This is a genomic window from Rhodococcus sp. BP-160, assembly GCF_019836205.1.
Lineage (GTDB): Bacteria > Actinomycetota > Actinomycetes > Mycobacteriales > Mycobacteriaceae > Rhodococcoides.
Genome location: NZ_JABUEK010000001.1, coordinates 1,177,144 through 1,194,684, shown reverse-complemented (window position 1 = coordinate 1,194,684; position 17,541 = coordinate 1,177,144). Strand labels below are relative to the sequence as shown.

Annotated in this window: 20 protein-coding genes; 7 read left to right on the top strand and 13 right to left on the bottom strand. The window is 66.7% G+C overall.

From position 1 onward, the window contains the following. Positions 1 to 48 precede the first annotated feature (48 nt). From HQ306_RS05690 to HQ306_RS05665, 7 genes are all read right to left on the bottom strand, one after another. The gene (locus HQ306_RS05690) at positions 49 to 1,839 is read right to left on the bottom strand and encodes a siderophore-interacting protein (protein ID WP_261770262.1); all 1,791 of its coding nucleotides are present in this window, start codon (positions 1,837 to 1,839) and stop codon (positions 49 to 51) included. 84 nt (positions 1,840 to 1,923) lie between these two features. Next, a complete protein-coding gene (locus tag HQ306_RS22090; RefSeq protein WP_261770261.1) occupies positions 1,924 to 2,103 on the bottom strand; it encodes a hypothetical protein in 180 nt (59 codons plus the stop codon). Next, positions 2,103 to 2,882: an ABC transporter substrate-binding protein gene (locus tag HQ306_RS05685; protein WP_261770260.1), complete on the bottom strand. Its 780-nt coding sequence runs from the start codon at positions 2,880 to 2,882 to the stop codon at positions 2,103 to 2,105. The genes HQ306_RS22090 and HQ306_RS05685 overlap by 1 nt, the downstream gene beginning before the upstream one ends. An 86-nt stretch (positions 2,883 to 2,968) precedes the next feature. Beyond that, complete coding sequence (locus HQ306_RS05680; RefSeq protein ID WP_056449125.1) at positions 2,969 to 3,766, bottom strand: ABC transporter ATP-binding protein; 798 nt, start codon at positions 3,764 to 3,766, stop codon at positions 2,969 to 2,971. After that, positions 3,763 to 4,740 carry an iron chelate uptake ABC transporter family permease subunit gene (locus tag HQ306_RS05675; protein ID WP_261770259.1) on the bottom strand — a complete coding sequence of 326 codons (978 nt, stop codon included), beginning with the start codon at positions 4,738 to 4,740 and terminating at the stop codon, positions 3,763 to 3,765. Before HQ306_RS05675 ends, HQ306_RS05680 begins: the two co-directional genes overlap by 4 nt. A 10-nt stretch (positions 4,741 to 4,750) precedes the next feature. After that, complete coding sequence (locus tag HQ306_RS05670; RefSeq protein ID WP_222628132.1) at positions 4,751 to 5,716, bottom strand: ABC transporter permease; 966 nt, start codon at positions 5,714 to 5,716, stop codon at positions 4,751 to 4,753. After that, the gene (locus HQ306_RS05665; protein WP_222628130.1) at positions 5,706 to 6,665 is read right to left on the bottom strand and encodes an ABC transporter substrate-binding protein; all 960 of its coding nucleotides are present in this window, start codon (positions 6,663 to 6,665) and stop codon (positions 5,706 to 5,708) included. The genes HQ306_RS05670 and HQ306_RS05665 overlap by 11 nt, the downstream gene beginning before the upstream one ends. A gap of 416 nt (positions 6,666 to 7,081) precedes the next feature. Here HQ306_RS05665 and HQ306_RS05660 point away from each other — a divergent pair, with 416 nt between their 5' ends. Continuing rightward, complete coding sequence (locus HQ306_RS05660) at positions 7,082 to 7,969, top strand: sugar phosphate isomerase/epimerase (protein WP_222628127.1); 888 nt, start codon at positions 7,082 to 7,084, stop codon at positions 7,967 to 7,969. 170 nt (positions 7,970 to 8,139) lie between these two features. Here the strand turns inward: HQ306_RS05660 and HQ306_RS05655 are convergent, their stop codons facing one another. The 6 genes from HQ306_RS05655 to HQ306_RS05630 all read right to left on the bottom strand — a co-directional run bounded on the left by HQ306_RS05655 (position 8,140) and on the right by HQ306_RS05630 (position 11,081). Beyond that, on the bottom strand, positions 8,140 to 8,499 hold the full coding sequence (locus HQ306_RS05655; RefSeq protein WP_222628125.1) for a hypothetical protein: 360 nt from the start codon (positions 8,497 to 8,499) through the stop codon (positions 8,140 to 8,142). Between the two features lie 241 nt (positions 8,500 to 8,740). After that, positions 8,741 to 9,253: a DinB family protein gene (locus HQ306_RS05650; RefSeq protein WP_056449311.1), complete on the bottom strand. Its 513-nt coding sequence runs from the start codon at positions 9,251 to 9,253 to the stop codon at positions 8,741 to 8,743. Positions 9,254 to 9,350: 97 nt separating this feature from the next. Then, complete coding sequence (locus HQ306_RS05645) at positions 9,351 to 9,755, bottom strand: ATP-binding protein (protein WP_222628123.1); 405 nt, start codon at positions 9,753 to 9,755, stop codon at positions 9,351 to 9,353. 89 nt (positions 9,756 to 9,844) lie between these two features. Next, the gene (locus tag HQ306_RS05640) at positions 9,845 to 10,228 is read right to left on the bottom strand and encodes an STAS domain-containing protein (protein WP_222628122.1); all 384 of its coding nucleotides are present in this window, start codon (positions 10,226 to 10,228) and stop codon (positions 9,845 to 9,847) included. Next, the gene (locus HQ306_RS05635; RefSeq protein ID WP_222628120.1) at positions 10,225 to 10,800 is read right to left on the bottom strand and encodes a GAF and ANTAR domain-containing protein; all 576 of its coding nucleotides are present in this window, start codon (positions 10,798 to 10,800) and stop codon (positions 10,225 to 10,227) included. Before HQ306_RS05635 ends, HQ306_RS05640 begins: the two co-directional genes overlap by 4 nt. Continuing rightward, the gene (locus HQ306_RS05630; protein WP_222628118.1) at positions 10,797 to 11,081 is read right to left on the bottom strand and encodes a hypothetical protein; all 285 of its coding nucleotides are present in this window, start codon (positions 11,079 to 11,081) and stop codon (positions 10,797 to 10,799) included. The genes HQ306_RS05635 and HQ306_RS05630 overlap by 4 nt, the downstream gene beginning before the upstream one ends. 349 nt (positions 11,082 to 11,430) lie before the next feature. Here HQ306_RS05630 and HQ306_RS05625 point away from each other — a divergent pair, with 349 nt between their 5' ends. From HQ306_RS05625 to HQ306_RS05600, 6 genes are all read left to right on the top strand, one after another. Then, entirely contained in the window at positions 11,431 to 12,231 is an 801-nt protein-coding gene (locus tag HQ306_RS05625) for an enoyl-CoA hydratase-related protein (RefSeq protein WP_056449321.1), read from the top strand. A 363-nt stretch (positions 12,232 to 12,594) separates the two neighbouring features. Beyond that, positions 12,595 to 13,866: a molybdopterin-dependent oxidoreductase gene (locus tag HQ306_RS05620; RefSeq protein WP_222628116.1), complete on the top strand. Its 1,272-nt coding sequence runs from the start codon at positions 12,595 to 12,597 to the stop codon at positions 13,864 to 13,866. After that, on the top strand, positions 13,863 to 14,375 hold the full coding sequence (locus tag HQ306_RS05615; RefSeq protein ID WP_222628114.1) for a hypothetical protein: 513 nt from the start codon (positions 13,863 to 13,865) through the stop codon (positions 14,373 to 14,375). The genes HQ306_RS05620 and HQ306_RS05615 overlap by 4 nt, the downstream gene beginning before the upstream one ends. A 164-nt stretch (positions 14,376 to 14,539) precedes the next feature. Beyond that, positions 14,540 to 15,232 (top strand): hypothetical protein, encoded by a 693-nt coding sequence (locus tag HQ306_RS05610; protein WP_222628112.1) that lies wholly within the window; start codon positions 14,540 to 14,542, stop codon positions 15,230 to 15,232. 189 nt (positions 15,233 to 15,421) lie between these two features. Further along, positions 15,422 to 16,123: a class I SAM-dependent methyltransferase gene (locus HQ306_RS05605; RefSeq protein WP_308115487.1), complete on the top strand. Its 702-nt coding sequence runs from the start codon at positions 15,422 to 15,424 to the stop codon at positions 16,121 to 16,123. Next, a complete protein-coding gene (locus HQ306_RS05600; protein WP_374197692.1) occupies positions 16,120 to 17,499 on the top strand; it encodes a hypothetical protein in 1,380 nt (459 codons plus the stop codon). The genes HQ306_RS05605 and HQ306_RS05600 overlap by 4 nt, the downstream gene beginning before the upstream one ends. Positions 17,500 to 17,541: the final 42 nt, after the last annotated feature.

Below are 17,541 nucleotides of genomic sequence, written 5' to 3'. Positions count from 1 at the left end.
GTCGGTCGGCTTCCTGTGAGGCGGTTCAGACGATAGTCGTCCGGCCCATCACGTCGACGTCCCCGACCGGCCCCGAAATTCGACCACCGTGGACCCCCACCCCAGGCTTCCGACACGTGCGTCGGCACCGAGGGACTCGGCAATCAGCTCGCGCACTTCGGCTTCGGTGCGTCGCCCGGATCCGTACAGGCACAGTCGGACCAAGTCGTCTTCGGTGTCGTGATCGTCGGTGGTCGCCGGGTCGAGCACGTCGGTGACGAGGACGACCCTGCGCGCGGAGGTCGCCAGCATCGACAGCAGCATGAGGGCGTCAGCGTCCGGGTGAGCGTCGATCAGGTCGGCAGCAATCGCGAGGTCCACCGGGGACGCCGACGGGGTGACGTCCCTGGAGTCGATGCACCGCACCGCACCGCGCCGTTCATGGGCCACGTCTGCCAGGTTCCGGCGGTTGCGGTCGGGATGTCCGACGAGCGTGATCTCGAGGTCGGGACGTTCCCGTACGAGGGTGTCGGCGTAGACGCCTGCCCCGTCGCCGTGGAGTGCGACCGTCCGGACTCCGTCGAGATCGACCGCGTCGGGCAGTGCGGGAGCGCGGTAGACAGCGGAGAACGCCGCTTCCTCGTGGAACTCGTCCGCGACACCGGGCTCGGCCATCTTGTCGGCGAAACGATGTGTCGCAGGGGGTGTTCCGGTCCGGATCGTCTCGGTGAGTCCGAGGAGCGACAGTTCGAGACGGGTGTGGATCCTGTCGTCGTGCAGCGACTGGTTGAGAAACGCGTCCTGGTCGGCGAGCAGGGACCCCATCTCGGTGAGGGCGCAACGCTGACCGTCGGTGGTGAGAAAGTCGAGCAGCACGAGGTGCCGCACCAGCTTCGCCGTGGCGCCGGGGTGAGTGCTGCATGCTGCGGCGATCGCGTCGACGGTGTCGGCGCCGCCGTCGACAGCAGCGAACACCCCGAGCGTCACCGCGGTCCTGATCACCAGCGGGGTGGCCAGGTCCGCCATCTCGTGCAGGCGCGCCGCGGCGTCCCTCGCCTGGCCGCTCTCGGCCGGGGACGCGTCCGTTCGTTCCTCGCGTCTACGCCAGTACCCGGCGATCTCGACGAACTTTTTGTCGATCTGCTTGTCCTGCTTCGCCCATCGACGTAGTGGCGTGATGGTCTGTGCTTCGCCGGCCACCCACAGGTACGGCTGCCCGGGTCGCCACGGCGCCGCTCGGACCGCGTCGACGAGCCGGGAGTCGCCTCCGGCTTCGGACCGGTACAGCCAGGTGATGTCGACGTCGGCAGCCGAGCGCAGTTCCTGTCGGTGCGAGCGCTCGGCCACTTCGACGACCACCGTCGCCGGCAGATCAGCGGGCAGTATCTCGAGGCAGCGCGCGATGGCGGGCAGGGCGGTCTCGTCGCCGGCGACGAGCATCCAGTCCACCTCGCGCGGCAGGCTCGCGGAGTGTTTCGGTCCGGCGATCAGCACCGTGTCGCCGGGCTCCACCGTCCGGGACCACGTCGCTGCGAGTCCGCCCTCGTGGGCTGCGAAGTCCAGCACCATCTCTCGCTCGGCCTCGTCGAACCGGCGCACGGTGTAAGTCCGTGCGTACGGGAACGATCCAGCGGGCCAGTCGACGGTGCCGTCGTCCTTATTCCTGGGAACCGGGAATGGCAGGGTCCCGGTGACCGGGTCGACCGGAAGAATCTTGACGTCGTCGTCGAATCCGGTGGTCCGCAGCGGAGGCAGCTCGACACCGTCGCGCACGTGCCGGTCCATCGACGGCCCGCCCACCACGACCCGTCGCATCCCGGGGGTCACGTCCTCCACCCGCAGGACATCGAGTTCTCGCATGCAGATCGGAAAGACCTGAACGTCGCGCACTGTGCCCGCCATAGGAATGAGTACCTCCTGATCCGTTCTCACCGAGTAGCACTGCTACGCGGCGAACGTCTGCTGGATCTGGTCCAGCGTGGCCATGACCCCGTCGTAGTCGGGTCGGTAGCTCGTCGCCGGGAGTTCGTGGACAGTGCTCGCGGCGAAGGCCGGCAACACCGCGTAGGCCGGATCCTGCTTCAGCTGCTCGAGGGTGCGCCCGGCAACCGGGACGACGAACATCACCGGGGCGGTGGCGACGGAACCGAGCAATTCGGGGCTGACGATGAACGAGTCCCCGGAACCGTACAACTCCGGATTCCCGGCCTTGGTGAGAATGTCGTCGGCTTCGAACCGACTTCCGACAACAACGTCGGCAATGCCGCGGTCTGCGGAATGAAGGAGGGTTCATTGGTGCTCAGCGACAGGAAATAGGCGACGGGAGACCCGGGAACGGTGATGGAATCCCTGACATCGGCGACCTTGTCCTCGTATGCCTGCAGGAGAGAGTCGACCTTGTCGCTCTCCCCGGCGGCGTCGGCGACTGCCGCGAGTTCGCCTTGCCAGGTGGTGACCGTGGACGGGATCAGCACGGTGGGTGCGATCGCGGCGAGCTGATCGTAGGCATCATTGGCCAGGATGGCGGAGTAGCCCTGCCCGCCACCGATGATGAGATCAGGTTCGGCCTGCGCAATGGCTTCGATGTTCAGCGATTCCCCCGCCGGCAGTTCCACTGTGCCCCGGGCCTCAGCCTTGTCGGCCCACTGTGGAGGGAAGCCGCCGTCGAGGTTGGTCACACCGAGCAGTCGGGTGTCGGTGATGGCGACGGGCGCGTCGAGTGTGTAGAGGTATCCGGCGAATCCGGCGGAGAGGACCGCGATGCGCTGGGGGTCGGCGGGCACGGTCACCCCTCCTTTGTCGGTGGCGATCACGCGGGTCTCGCTCGGTGTCGGCTCGACAGTTGCAGCGGTGTCGTCGGCGGTCGAACTGCACGCGGACGCGCCGAGGACGACGAGCGCCATCGACGCAGCGGCGACGAGGCGGACGCCTCGCCGGCGAAGGGGGGAGTGCACCATGGCGAATACTTTCGAGAGCACTGTCGTGCGTGTCATGGTTGTGTCGAGGCCGCGATACGCACCTCGTTCCGAGGGCGGGCGTACACGGCGGTCCGCGCGCCGTCGATGTCGTGGACGCGCACCCGGGTATCGAACACGTCGCTCAGGATGTCGTCGTGCATGATCGCGCCGGCGGGCCCGCTGACGACTATCCGGCCGTCCCGCATCGCGACGATGTCGTCCGACCAGGCCGCCGCGAAGTTGATGTCGTGCACCACGAGCACGATCGTGCGCCCCAGTTCGTCGGCCGCGCGTCGGAGATGGCCCATCATCGCCACCGAGTGCTTCATGTCCAGATTGTTCAGCGGCTCGTCGAGCAGGACGTACGGAGTGTCCTGCGCGAGAACCATGGCGACGAACGCCCGCTGGCGTTGACCACCCGACACCTGGTCGAGGTGGCGCCCAGCGAGGGTGTCGAGGTGCAGGAAGTCGAGCGCACGGTCGACGTGTTCGTGATCGTGTGCGCGGAGTCGGCCGCCGCAGTGCGGGAACCGGCCGAACGAGACGAGCTCGCGGATGGTGAGCCGCGCGGTCAGGTGGTTGTCCTGGCGCAGCACCGAGACGATGCGGGCCAAGTCTCTCGTGGCCGTGTGCTGCACCACGGCGTCTCCGATGGTCACGGTTCCGGTGGTCGGCTCGAGCAGTCTGCCCATGATCGAGAGCAGGGTCGACTTGCCCGCTCCGTTGGGCCCGACGACCGAGGTGATGCCACCCTCTGCGATGGTGCCGCTGACCGGTCCGAGCACCGTCTCGCTCTGGTAGGTCTTGGAGACGTCCGAGAACGTGATCACAGTCTGCCTTTCCGGAGGACGACCACGAGGAAGAGCAGTCCACCCGCGAATTCGATGACGACCGTGAGGAAACCGGCCGCGTAGAAGATGTGCTGCATGACGAACTGTCCGACGACGAGCGTGAGCATGCCGAGCAGGAACGCCATCGGCAGCACGTACTGGTGCTTGTAGCTGCCGGTCACCTGATAGGCCATCGTCGCGACGATGAAGCCGAAGAAGGTCATCGGCCCTGCCAGCGCGGTGGAGAACGACACCAGCAGCGCCACCAGAACGAGCACGAGCGTCAGTTCACGCTTGTGGTCGACGCCGATGGTCGTCGCGGAGTCACGGCCGAGCAACAGCGCATCGAGCCGGAAACGTCTGCGCCACAACACTACTCCCACCGCGACGCACACCGTGAACGCGAGGGGAAGCATGTCCGGATCCACCCCGCTGAGGCGACCGAACAGGCGAACGGACAGCAGGTCGTACTCGGTGGGGGAGAGCAGTCGCTGCAGAAACGTCGAGAGGCTGTCGAAGGCCAGTCCCAGGACGACGCCGACGAGCAGCATCGTGAAGAGACTGCCGAGGCGACCGGAGAAGAGCCAGCGATAGAGGACCGTGGCGAACAGGACCATGGTGAGGGTCTGTGCGATCACTTTCGGGGTGCCGTCGGTCCGCGCGATGACGGAGCCGCCGAAGACGTACACCATGACGGTCTGCATCAGCACGTACAGCGAGTCGAAACCGACGATGGACGGAGTGAGCAATCGGTTGTCTGTGACGGTGTGGAAGACGACGGTGCCGAGCCCGTGGGCGAAGGCCGCGACGGCCATGGCGCCCAGCATCGTGGCGCGGCGTTCCACCGCGAACTCGAAGGAACCCCGGACGAACAGGAGAAGGAAGCAGGCGATCGCCCCCGCCAGCACCGCGGAGGCTACGAGAAGTCGTCGGCGCGGACGTGGTCCCGAGTCGGTGCGTACCAGCGTCGGCATCGAGGGTGATTCACGCAAGAACATGACGTCGCTGCCTCACCACGAGAAGGACGAAGACCGCGGCGCCGAGCGCGCCGAGAATCACCGAGGCCGGAATCTCCATGGGCGAGAGCACCGTGCGCCCGATCAGGTCGCAGGCCAGCAGCAGTCCGACGCCCAGCACCGCCACCCACGGGAGGTTCCTCCGTACGTCGTCTCCCAGGACCATGGACACGATGTTCGGCACGATGAGGCCCAGGAACGGGATGAAGCCGACCACCACGCTGGTGACACCGGTGCACACCGCCACCATCGCGACGCCGAGCACGACGGTCGCGTCGTAGTTCAGTCCGACCGTGGTGGCGAGGTCCTTCCCGAGGCCGGCGACGGTGAAGCGGTGCGCGAGCAGGTAGACGAGCACGGCGATGACGACGACGGCCCACAAGGGTTCGTAGAAACCGCGCACGATGCCGCTGAATCCGCCGGATCGCCACGCGGACATGGACTGCAGCAGGTCGAATGTGCCGGCGAGGAAGGTGGTGATCGCGCCGACGACGGCGCCGAGCATGATGCCGACCAGGGGGACCACCAGTTGTTGTTCCAACGAGATTCGACGCAGGACGCCCACGAACAGCATGGTGCCGACGAAGGCGAACGCGGTGGCGATCAGCATCTTCGGCATCGGCCCGAGATTCGGCGCCAGCAACAGGGCCGCGAGAATGCCCAGCCCCGCCCACTGGCTCGTGCCGGCGGTGGTGGGCTCGACGAACTTGTTCTGAGTGATCATCTGCATGACCACGCCGGACACCGCCATGGCGACGCCCGCGAAGATCAACGAGAGGGTCCGCGGGACGCGGGAGATGAGGAACATCTCCCGCGCCACGGGGTCGGTGAGCAGTGTGCCGAGCGATATGTCGAACTCGCCGACGAGCAGCGACGCCGCGACCAGGGCGGCGGTGACCACCGCCGAGCCCAGAAGTGCTGTCCTACGATGCATTCGAGAAGGCATCCGCGAGCTGCTCGTACGTCTCGGCGTACGCCTGGATGCTCTCGCGCGTGTAGAAGTAGGGATCGAGGTAGACGATCTGGTCCTCGGACGCGAACGTGGTGCGGGCGAACGCTTCCTGTGCATCGATCACCGACTTCGCCGGAGCTGCACCGGGTTCGCCGGCCGCGGCGTCGCGGTCCAGCACGATCATCCACTCCGGGTTCGCCGCGGCGACGGCCTCCGGCGCAAGGCCGGAGTCGCCGTGCACGTCGCCGGCCTCACCGGCGAAGACGTCGCGCAGGTTCAGCGGTTCGATGATCCGACCGATCCGTCCGGCACCGTTGTCGATCTTGCCGCCCGAGACGACGGACAGGAACACCGACTGGCCGGTGGTCCGCTCCGCCGCGTTCTCCTCCGCGGCGTCGAGAGCCGCGATGATCTCGGCCGCCTGCTCCTCGCGGTCGAAAACGACGCCGAGAGAGGCGGTCTGGCGCTTCAGCGACTCGACGTAACCACCCTCGGCATCGTCGGACGGCGCGATGTCCAGCGTGGGGGCGATGCGACCGAGTTCGTCGGTGTACTCCGAGAAGCGGTAGCCGCCGATGATGAGATCGGGTTCCGCTTCGTTCACGATCTCCAGGTTCGGCTCCCGGTGCGTCCCCACGTCGAGGATGGCGTCGTCGTCGATCCAGTCCTCGAACCCTTCGTACGGCATGATCGGCTTGGGCAGCGCCACCGGTTCGACGCCGAACGCGCGCAGGGTCTCCAGCGACGTGTTGTCGAGGGCGACGACACGCTGCGGGTTCTGGGGGACCTCGACAGGTCCGGTGGCGGTGTCGATCGAAACGGTGGTGGCGGAGCCCGCGGACGTGGTGTCGTCGGTGCTGCAACTCGCGAGCGCGCTCACCGTGATCACGGTGGCGAGGAGGGCGAGGATCGGGGTTTTCGGGGTCTTCACGAGGCTCCAGAGGGTGTGATGTCTTGACCGAACCTTTACTCGCTGGAGCGTAGCGACTTAGGTAAGGCTATGCAAAATATCTGACCGCGCGGCGACGACGGCCACTGCTTCCAACTCCGTGATCGCGCTGACGACGATCACTGCGTGGCTCCAGCCGTTTTTAACATTGCCGCAGAAGTTCGGTCGTACCCACTCGGCGTGACTCGATCATCGGGCGACGATCGGAACCGGGGCGGCGCCGGCTCACCTCGGCGAGGGGTTTTTGATGGCTCCACCTGCTTGATCCGACGATGTCGGAATCGGCACACTGCAGGAGACCACCTCGCCCCCGGTGCCACCTCCTGCATCCGGGCCACGTCGCACCAGTCCTTATCGCGGTGGCCGCGAGGTACCCCGACGCAGACAGGATCCTGACCATGACCCGAGGAGCGGACCGACGCATCGCACCGATGGCGCCGGAACTGATCGCAGCGTGTTGGACGTCGGCGGGCGATGTCCGCCCCGACGCGCCACACCCTGTGAGTCCGATTCCGATCGCGGACCGGATCACGGCGGTATCCGATGCCGGGTTCGCCGGCATGGGGATCGTCGCCGCGGACCTCGCGGCCATTCGCGACGACATCGGACTACCGGCCCTGCGGAGCATGCTCGACGATTCGCCGTTGAGGTATGTCGAGATCGAACTGCTGGAACGGTGGTGGATCCCCAGAGGAGAGAAGGGAAGCACCCACGACACTCGCGACCTGCTGCTGGAGGCCGCTGAGATCCTCCAGCCGACGCACATCAAGATCGGCTCGGAGAATGCGCCGCCTCGTGACCTGGAACCCGTGGTCGACGCGTTACGCGTATTGAGCCGCGAGGCCGTGGAGCGCGGCACCCGCATCGCCATCGAACCGATGCCGTTCTCGATCATCTCCACCATCCCGGACGGGGCCGACCTCGCCCGCGCCACAGGAGATCCCGCGTGCGGCGTGATCGTCGATGCCTGGCACGTCTTCCGCGCCGGCACCACCCTCGACGAACTGCGATCTTCCCTGACCGGCGACGTCGTGTTCGGTGTGGAACTCGATGATGCCGACGAGCACGTCGTCGGGTCATTGTTCGACGACACGATGGACAACCGTCGACTGTGCGGTGAGGGAGTGTTCGACCTGAACGGACTGATCAGTGTTCTGCGCGAGGTCGGATACGACGGAACCTGGGGTGTCGAGATCTTGTCCCACGACTTCCGGCGCATGCCACTCGATCTCGCCCTCACCCGAGCGCACGAGAGCGCAGTCGCACTGGTGCGTCCCCTGCCATGACGTCCGGTCGGCGAGGACGATCCACTGTCAGATGATCGTGGGGAGTGCACCGCCGTCGGCGCGAACGGCTGAGCCGTTGATGGCCGAGGAGCGAGGACTTGCCAGGAACGTCGTCGCCGAAACATCGGCCCAGCAGGACCGACCGCCGTACGACTGTTCGCGCCACCACGTCAGGCAGACCCGCGAAGCTTCCCCCGTACGACGATGACTCCGACCAGGATCACCAGTGCCGCGACGACGAGCGCCGACGGTCCGCCCCGAGGTAGCGAGGTCAGAACCGGTGTGGCTGCGAACAGCGCGAGACCGAGCGGGGGCAGTGTCATCAGCCCCACCCCCGTCCCGTACCAGAGGCCTTGTCGCTTGTCCCAGTCCGGTCTGGCCTGCACGGCTTCCTCGAAGCGGACGATCGCGATTCCGAGTGGCGTAGCGACGAGGAGCCACACCAGCGGCGACGTCGGTAGTCCCGGTCGACCGAGAAGTGCATCCGTGACCAGAGTGGCACCGAGATAGGCCGGCAGGAACATACTCACCGCCAGAACGACTCCGAGCGTGACATCTGATGGCTCGTCACTTGATGGCGACCCGACAGACGAGGTCGGGTCGGGACTCATGACTCGAGCGTATCGACACCGAGGAGATCGAGGGCGGTGTGCCGCCACCGCGCCGTGCACTGTTGTCAGGACCCAGCGCGGACACATCAGAGTTCTGCGCGAGTGGACCGTTCACCGCGATCCGATCGCCGAGCGTGGTCTGTCGCGCGACGATCGGCGGTCATTCCCCGGTGTCCCCGTCGATGCACTGGCGGAGGAGATCTGCGTGTCCGTTGTGTCGGGCGTACTCCTCGATCAGGTGCAGGTGAATCCAGCGCAGCGAGACCTGCAGGCCATCGACCGTGCCGATCGACAACGCTTCCAGGTCGGTGTTCGCGGCGAGGGCCCGACTCTCCTGGACGGCCCTGTCGTAGGCGGCGAACACCTCCGCGACAGGTGTCGAGTCGAGGCTGTCGAAGTCTCCGTCGGGCTCGGCGTCCGAGTAGTACAGAGGTGGGCGTTCACGGCCGGCGAGCCGTCTGGCGTACCAACTACGTTCGACTTCTGTCAGGTGTCTCACCAAGCCGAGAAGGGACAGAGTGGACGGCGGTATCGACCGCACTGTCAACTGCGTGTCGGTGAGACCGTGGCACTTCCACAGCAGAGTTGCTCGGTGGTAGTCCAACCACGATTCGAGCATGGTCACTTCGTCCGCGACGAACGGCGGTTCCACGCGGTTCACAGGGTCGGTCATGGTCGAACTGTATGTTCGGACACCGACAAGTGGGTTCGACCGACTGGACGCCGCGGATCCAGGTGAGCTGCGCGGGTGGGTCATCCCGAGCGTTCAGTCAGTGGAAAGCGGACTCCGGGTGCTGACGCGCCGTCGAGGACCATGTCGCGCGGACGGTGGTCCCCGTGCCCGAACGATCCACTGTCGACGATGTGCTCAGTGCCGTGATGAGCGGCAGGCCGTTACCCCGAAGAGCGTTGTGCACAGGCAGTTTCCACCGCCCGAGATCAGCGACGGTGACGTCCAGCGCGCCGAGGTCGACCGAGTAGGTGGCGCTGATCTGCATCGTGCCGACACCGTCCGTGTCGAGGTACGCGTGGTCGACGACATTGGCCATCGCTTCGTACACCGCCAGCACCACATCGGCTCTGCGGGCGTCGTCGAACGGCAGGATACGGAGCCATGCGGACAACGCTCTGCGTACGGCGCCGATGCACAGGGCGTCAGCGGGGACAGCTGACATGACGAGGCCCGGGTTCCGGACGCTCGGACCGAGAGTGCTGTCTGCGACACCGTCATGGGTCGCGTTCAGCACGCCCGCCGTGCGACCGTTCAGGACGACACCGCGGCCAGTGCCGCGTCGAGGTCTGGGTGGAGCGAGAGCATCTCGTCCATTCCGACGAGCGTGAGTGGACGGGTGGTCGCAGGCCCGTTCGACACGACAGCGAGCGCGACGAGTGCGCCGAGTCGGCGGTGCGTGTCGATGAGGGCCGTCATGCCGGTGGAAGAGAGAAAATCGACGTCGGTCAGGTCGACGATCACCGCAGAGGGCACGTTGTCAGACAGTGCTCGGTCGAGACCTGCCGTCAGCATGGGCGTGGACTCGAGGTCCAGATCGCCGCGGACCGACACGATGAGTACAGACCCGTTGCGGGCGGCGGTGACCTGGACGGATCGTCGGTCGACGTCCTGCTCGCGTGCGCGATCAAGGGTCACAGCGGTACCGCCACGACCGAGGTGACCGTGCGTTCCGCAAGCACCGACACACGCACGTTCTCTCGTTGCGATTGCTCGACCAGAGCGGCGAAGGCCGCTTCCGCGGTGATACCCCGAACTGCCATGACGATGCCCTTCGCCTGTTCGATGCAAGCCCGGGTCTCCATCGCTCTGCGGAGATTGCCTGACTCTTCCCGAGCGTCCGCGGTGTACCGCGATTCCCACACCGCGACCTCCACGGCGGTCACGAGCACCGTGACCAGCACCTCGTCGATGTCGCTGAAGCCGTGATCGCCGAAGCTGTAGATGTTCAGCGATCCAGCATGTTCGGAATCGACGTCCAGGGGTGCCGACAGGAAGCTGCGCACACCGGCCTCGGAGGCTGCAGCGGCGAAGAGCGGCCATCGCGCCGCAGCATCCTCGACGTGCACGCACACGATGCGCCCGGTCCGGGCGGCTTCGAGGCAAGGCCCCTCGTTCACGCGGTACTGGTCGGCATCGATGTCGCTGACTCGGGAATCCGACCGCGCCGCGGTCTCAGGGTTCGCCGCGTCGTGATGCAGGAGGGTCACCCCGGCCTGTCCGCTCCGGGGATCGCGGCGACCGCCTGTTCGCACAAGCCCTGGAGGAGGATCTCGAACCGACTGTGCGACAGCAGGAGTCCACGAAAGGCGTCCAATGCGTCGAAGGTGTCCGCGGCGAAGTACTGCATCGTGATCGCCGTGCGGACACCACTGGCCGTGCGGGACGACAACGCTCCCGCGATCTCGTCGTCGAAGGCGTTCGCGGCGGCCAGTGCTGCCGCCGTGCTGTGATCGTCCGGGGGCAGGCCGGGCGTGACCGAATCCGTCATGCGGAGTCCTCTGTGGTGCAGTCATGACACCTGTCGACGTGCGCGGAGGACGCTGCGCGGTGATGACTTCACCGGATGCGCCCAACCGTACGCCGCGTGTCGACCCCACACACGGTATGTCGCAACGCGCGACCACTGGACGTCCGGTCGATGCGCGTCCGACGCAGACCGACTAGTGACGTGTGGGTGCGCGGGAGGTGGCACGGCGCAGGAATGCGCGGTCATGACCACGGGACAGTGCGGCCGGTTTGTGAGACCGCCAGACAATGGTTCGGCCGCGCTCTCGGTGGAAGGCCCGAATCTAAAATTCAGGCATGGAGCACCCAGAAGTTCGCCGAAACGGCCTGTCATGACTGCCACAGTGGAGCAGAAAGGCTCTGTCTCCGTCGAGATCGACGGTGCGGTCGCATGGGCCGTGATCAGCAATCCGACCCGTCGCAACGCATTGAGCGCAGCGATGATGCGCGATCTGCACGCGCGACTGCAAGAGCTGGACAAACGCCCCGACATCCGCGCCATCGTGCTGCGCGGGGAAGGTTCGGAGGCATTCGTCTCCGGAGCCGACATCTCGGAGTTCGAATCGCAGCACGGTTCCACCGATGCCAAGCAGGCCGCCGACGACGCCATTGCCGCGTTGTTCTTCGGACTCGCCGCCATGCACACGCCGACCATCGCGATGGTGCACGGCTTCTGCATGGGCGCCGGCGTCGCCGTCGCGCTCACCGCGGACATCCGCATCGCCGATGAGGCGTGCGCGTTCGCGATTCCCGCCGCACGTCTGGGAATCGCATACCCGGTTCCGCCGACGCGCGTGCTGCAACGCATGGTCGGCTCCGGTCACGCCGCCGAGATGCTGTACACCGGCGGTCGCGTCACGGCAGAGACCGCTCTCTCCATCGGTCTCGTGAATCGGGTGGTCCCGAAAGACCAGTTGCACGAGGCCGTGCGCACACTCGCGACGACCATCGCGGCCAATTCACCCATGTCGGTGCGGGCTGCGAAGGTGGCCCTCGCGAGCGACCTCTACCCGGAGATGCTCTCCGAGGCCGAGGCTTTCGTGGCCATGTGCGCCGGCTCGGACGATGCCGTGGAAGGTGGGCGCGCCTTCATGGAGAAGCGGCGACCCAAGTTCACAGGCGTCGTGTCCTGACGCAGTCCTGCAACCACGTTCGGGTTGCGAGAATCATGTGGGCCGGTCGTACCGACTGAACGCATCGGGTCGAGGCGGTACTCGAGGTGCGCTCTGTGGTCACGTTCGCGCTGGCTGTCGGGGAGTCGACCACCGGTTCACTGGAGTTGTACCGCACCCCGCCGGGGGAGCTGACGGTCGTGCAGCACACCACAGCCGCGATGATCGGGTCGGCGTTGGTGGCGGAGGTCGCCGCCACCAGCCCGACCGACGAGGTAGCAGGGCTCGAACACGTCGCTGTGGAGGAGTTTCGCGCATGTAGGTGCACACGGCCATCGGGATGCTCGCTGCCCAGTTCGCTCGCGCGGCGATCGTCGACGTGCCATGGTGGTGAGCATCAGTCGTCGGGGTAGTCGAAGGGTCGTGCCGTTGCCTCCTCTGCCCCAGTTCCAGAGTGCGATCCGCGGTCCGTGGTTGACGTCGGTGTTCGGTGCCGTCCTTCTCGTGTCGCTGCCGGTGATCACCGTGACCGGTCTGCTGTCCTACATCGCGTACGGGCCGCAGTTCGGGCAGGCCCGCCCGGGCGACGTGGGGTGGCTGAGATTGCCCCAGTTCGACTGGCCGACCGATCCGTCATGGATCTACCGGGTGAACCAGGGCCTGCACGTCACGCTCGGCATCGTCATCATTCCGTTGGTGCTCGCGAAGCTGTGGTCGGTGATGCCGAAGCTGGTGCAGTGGCCGCCGGTCCGATCCCCGGCGCAGGCGCTGGAGCGGCTCAGCCTGTTGATGCTCGTCGGTGGTGTGCTGTTCGAGATCGTCACCGGTGTGCTCAACATCCAGTACGACTACGTCTTCGGTTTCGACTTCTACACGGCCCACTACTTTGGGGCATGGGTGTTCATTGCCGGATTCCTCGCGCACGTGGCCGTCAAGGTTAGGGTCATGTGGAGGACGTTGCGGCAGACGTCGCTGTCCGAGGTGCTCCGGGAGCGCAATCGAGCGGCCTGGGTGGAACCGGAGCACGAGCAGAAAGCGCCGGACGGCATCTCTCGGCGCGGGGCCCTTGCACTCGTGGCCGGCGGGAGCGGACTGCTGGCGGCACTCACTATCGGGCAGACCATCGACGGGCCATTGCGATCGACCGCTCTGCTGGTGCCCCGCGGCCGCTCCTACGGCGACGGGCCGAACGACTTCCAGATCAATCGCACGGCGGTCGCAGCGGGAATCGATCCGGCGTCCACCGGGGATTCATGGCGTGTGGAGTTGTCGGGAACGACGAGCGTGGTTCTCGACCGAGCAGCACTCGAGGCGATGGATCAGCACACCGCGGTATTGCCGATCGCGTGCGTCGAGGGGTGGTCGACGACGCAGGAGTGGACCGGGGTGCGCTTGCGGGACCTCGCCGGCCTCGCCGGCGTGACCGACGGCACCGCCACAGTGGCCTCGCTGGAACAGGGAGGTGCGTTCGCGCAGGCGAAGCTGGCGCAGAACCAGGTGTGGCATCCGGATTCGCTTCTCGCGTTGACCGTCAACGGTGCGGCGCTGTCGCTCGACCACGGCTATCCCGCGCGTGTGATCGTTCCGGGCCTTCCCGGTGTCCACAACACCAAGTGGGTGTCGCGTATCGACTTCGCAGGCGGGGCCGATCGATGAGGCGGCTGTACGGGGCAGGCGCGGCTCACGCGGCCGTCATGGTCGTGTCCTTCGTCCTCGCGGGTGCCGCCGTCCTGACTCTCGGGGTGGACGCACTGTGGAACCCGGACAGGTGGTGGCAGTCGATCGCCGTCTGGTTCATCGGCGCGGCGATCCTGCACGACCTGGTTCTGTACCCGCTGTACTCGCTGGCGGATCGGGCGACGCGCCCGACTCGCAACTGGACGGTTCGACAGGTTTCGGTGCGGCAGCACATCCGGGTGCCGGCCCTCGGCGCCGCGCTGACGCTGCTGGTGTTCTTCCCGGGCATCCTGAACACCGACGACACTGCCATCGTGGCGGCCACGGGCCTCAATCGTGACCCGTATCTCGAGCGGTGGCTGTGGGTCGTGGCGGCCATGATCGCGATCAGCGCCGCGGTGTTCGTGGTGCGGGTGCTCGCGGCGGTGAGGCGGCCGTCACCAGCGATGCCACGCGGCCACGATCGGACGGATACACAGGGCGCCTAGGGATCATGCGAAAAGATCTCCGCGAGAACGTTTCACGCCCGCTTCGGTGACGTTCCACCATCGCTGCCACGCAGGTGGCCGCGGGAACTATTGCAGTCGAACACCATCCATGGGCCGTGTCGCGGCGAATGTGGAGTAACCATTACCGACGACAAGGAGCTGCAATGTTCACCATTCGTAAGTCCGTGGCCGCTACCGCGATCGGCGTGATGTCCCTCGTCCCGCTGGCCGCCTGCTCGTCCAGCGACGACGGCGGATCGGCAGCGGCAACGACGTCCAGTTCGTCCTCCGCTGCCGCATCGACGTCCACTCAGCCCGAACCCGCCGCGCAGGTCGATGCTCTGACCGGCGTGGACACCGCCGTTGCGCTCGATACCGGCTTCACGGACGCTCTGACCACGCTCGGGTTGACCCCGGGAACCGTGGGCACGGCGACCCTGGCGGACGGATCACTTCGATTCCCGATCACCGGCGGCAACGTCAAGTACTGGACGCCGGGCACGGTCGATCCGTACGTGCAGGGCTCCATCGACCACGAAGGCAGCGGATTGTCCCTGACCGCCGGCGGCACCACGGTGGAGCTGACCAACTTCGTCATCGATCCGGGCACCTCACTGCTCATGGGTGATGTGACCGTCAACGGAGAGAGCGCCGCCACCGACGCCGTGCTGTTCGATCTCGACGGCCGCACCCTCGAGCCGCTGGCCACCGGCCCGAACAACACCGCGATTCTGCAGGGCACGACCGTGCATATCTCCGAGACCGCCGCCGGCCTGCTGAACGAGACGTTCAAGACCGACGCCGTCACCCCGGGACTGCTGGTGGGAGTCGCCACGATCACCGTCAACACGCAGTAACGAGGCACAGCCTCTTACCCGGCCCACATCGACACCGATGTGGGCCGGATCGTGTCGACGAGTCGGGCGATGGCCCCTGAACGTGGAAAACGACTGAACGCGACGTTTGTCGCCGACGTCCACCGGGAATGGACAATCATCCACATCGAGGAAGTGCCGGACCAGTCGGGGTCTGTAGAAGGGACAAGCGTGACAGCGACTTCGGCGGGCGAGGCCCCTGACAATTTCGATGTTCTGTTCGACACTGCCTCCACCGGTACCGCGTGGTGGGTGCGGCACCGGGACGGCCGACGGAACTTGTTGCCGGTCGGGCGTTGGCTCGGCGGCGAGCACGCAGACGCCGATGACCGCGCAGTGGACGAGACGTTGCTCGCCCTCTGCCGGGGGCGCACGATCGATCTCGCGTGCGGGCCGGGCCGGTTGGTCGAGGAACTGCGGCGACGGGGAGTATCGGCGATGGGTGTGGACACGTCCCCGGCAGCTGTCGCGCTGGTCCGCGAACGTGGTGCCAAAGCCGAGCTGGCCGACATCTTCGACATCGTTCCACACGAAGGGCATTGGGACACAGTGCTTCTCGTCGACGGGAACATCGGCATCGGTGGTGATCCCGGCCGTGTCATCGGTCGTGCGCACGACATCGCGTGCGAGAGCGGGACGGTGCACGTCGAAGTGGCAACGCCCGGAACGGGATTCGTCGCCGAATGTCTGCGTATCGAGAACGACGAGACTGCGGGGCCCTGGTACGACTGGGCGCGAATCGATGCGGACGCGCTGGCGCCACTCGCCGCGGCACGAGGGCTGGTACCGGTCGGTGTGACCGCGATCGCCGGTCGGCACTTCGCTCACTTCGTCAAACCCCCGTACGGTTCGGCCCCCGAGACTTCCGAGTGAGCGGCCCGACCGCGACCGATCGGCGGCGCGGGTGGGTTCCTCGAGTTCCGGAACTGATCGGCGCACTACTTGCGGCTGCATTGGTCGTCGCGGCAGTGGTCGTGGCGCGGCGGGAGAATGCCGTCGTCACTCCGCTGATCGGCGGCATGGGTTTCGACTTCGACGATTTCGCGTCGCTCGCGCCTCTGTTCGGGCGGTGGGGCGCTCATGTGGGGCCGGGGACTCCGGTCGCGGTGATCGTCGGCGTCCTGGTGGTGATCCTCGGCCCGTCCGTGGCGGCACGCATGTCGTGGCGTCCGCTGCTCCTTGTCACCTGGGCGACGACCCTTGTCTGGACCGTCGGTCTGGCTGCGGTCGACGGCTGGCAGAAAGGGTTCGTCGACAAGTTGACGTCCCGCGACGAGTATCTGTCCGAAGTAGGTGGTATCGACGACATCGGTGCCACACTGCGCGGCTTCTCCGACCGGATCATCGACGGCCAGGCGGACTCGTGGGCCACGCACGTCTCCGGGCATCCCCCCGGCGCCATCCTGACGTTCGTGTGGTTGGACCGCATCGGACTCGGGGGAGGCGCGGCCGCCGCATGGTTGTGTGTGATCGTCGGGTCATCGGCCGCCGTCGCCACCGCTGTCGCCGTGGCAGCGCTCGTCGGCCGCGACACCGCCCGACGGTTGATCCCGTTCGCCGTGATCGCCCCCAGCGCGATCTGGATCGGTGTCTCCGCGGACGGATTCTTCACCGGTGTGTCCGCCTGGGGCATCGCCCTCCTGACCGTCGCAGCAGCCGGTCGACGAGCGCGACACGACGTCGCGGCCGTCGCGGCGGGTCTCCTGCTCGGGTTCTCGGTCTACCTCAACTACGGCCTCGCCCTGATGGGACTGCCGGCCCTGGCGGTCCTGATCGCCTCTCGCCGCGTGCGGCCACTGGTACCGGCGATCGGCGGCGCCCTCGTCGTCGCCGGCCTCTTCACCGCGTCGGGCTTCTGGTGGTTCGACGGGTACGTCGCGGTCCAGGAACGGTATTGGCAGGGCATCGCGTCAGCGCGCCCGTTCCAGTACTGGAGTTGGGGCAACATCGCGGCTCTGGTGTGTGCGGTGGGACTCGCGGTGCCCGCTGCGCTGTCCCGCGTGGTGTCACTGCCGCGTGTGCGACGTGCCGAGCCTGTGACTCTGCTCGTGGTGGCCGCTCTGCTGGCGGTGGCTTTCGCGGACCTGAGCAGGCTGAGCAAGGCGGAGACGGAACGCATCTGGCTGCCGTTCCAAGTGTGGATGACGGTTGCCACTGTCGCGATCGGGGACCGCTCGGTGCGCTTCTGGCTGGCAGCGCAAGTCGTGCTGGCACTCGCGATCAACCATCTGACGTACACGAACTGGTGAGCGACCCGTCCCCCCCCCTCGATCGACACGACAAGGAGAAAA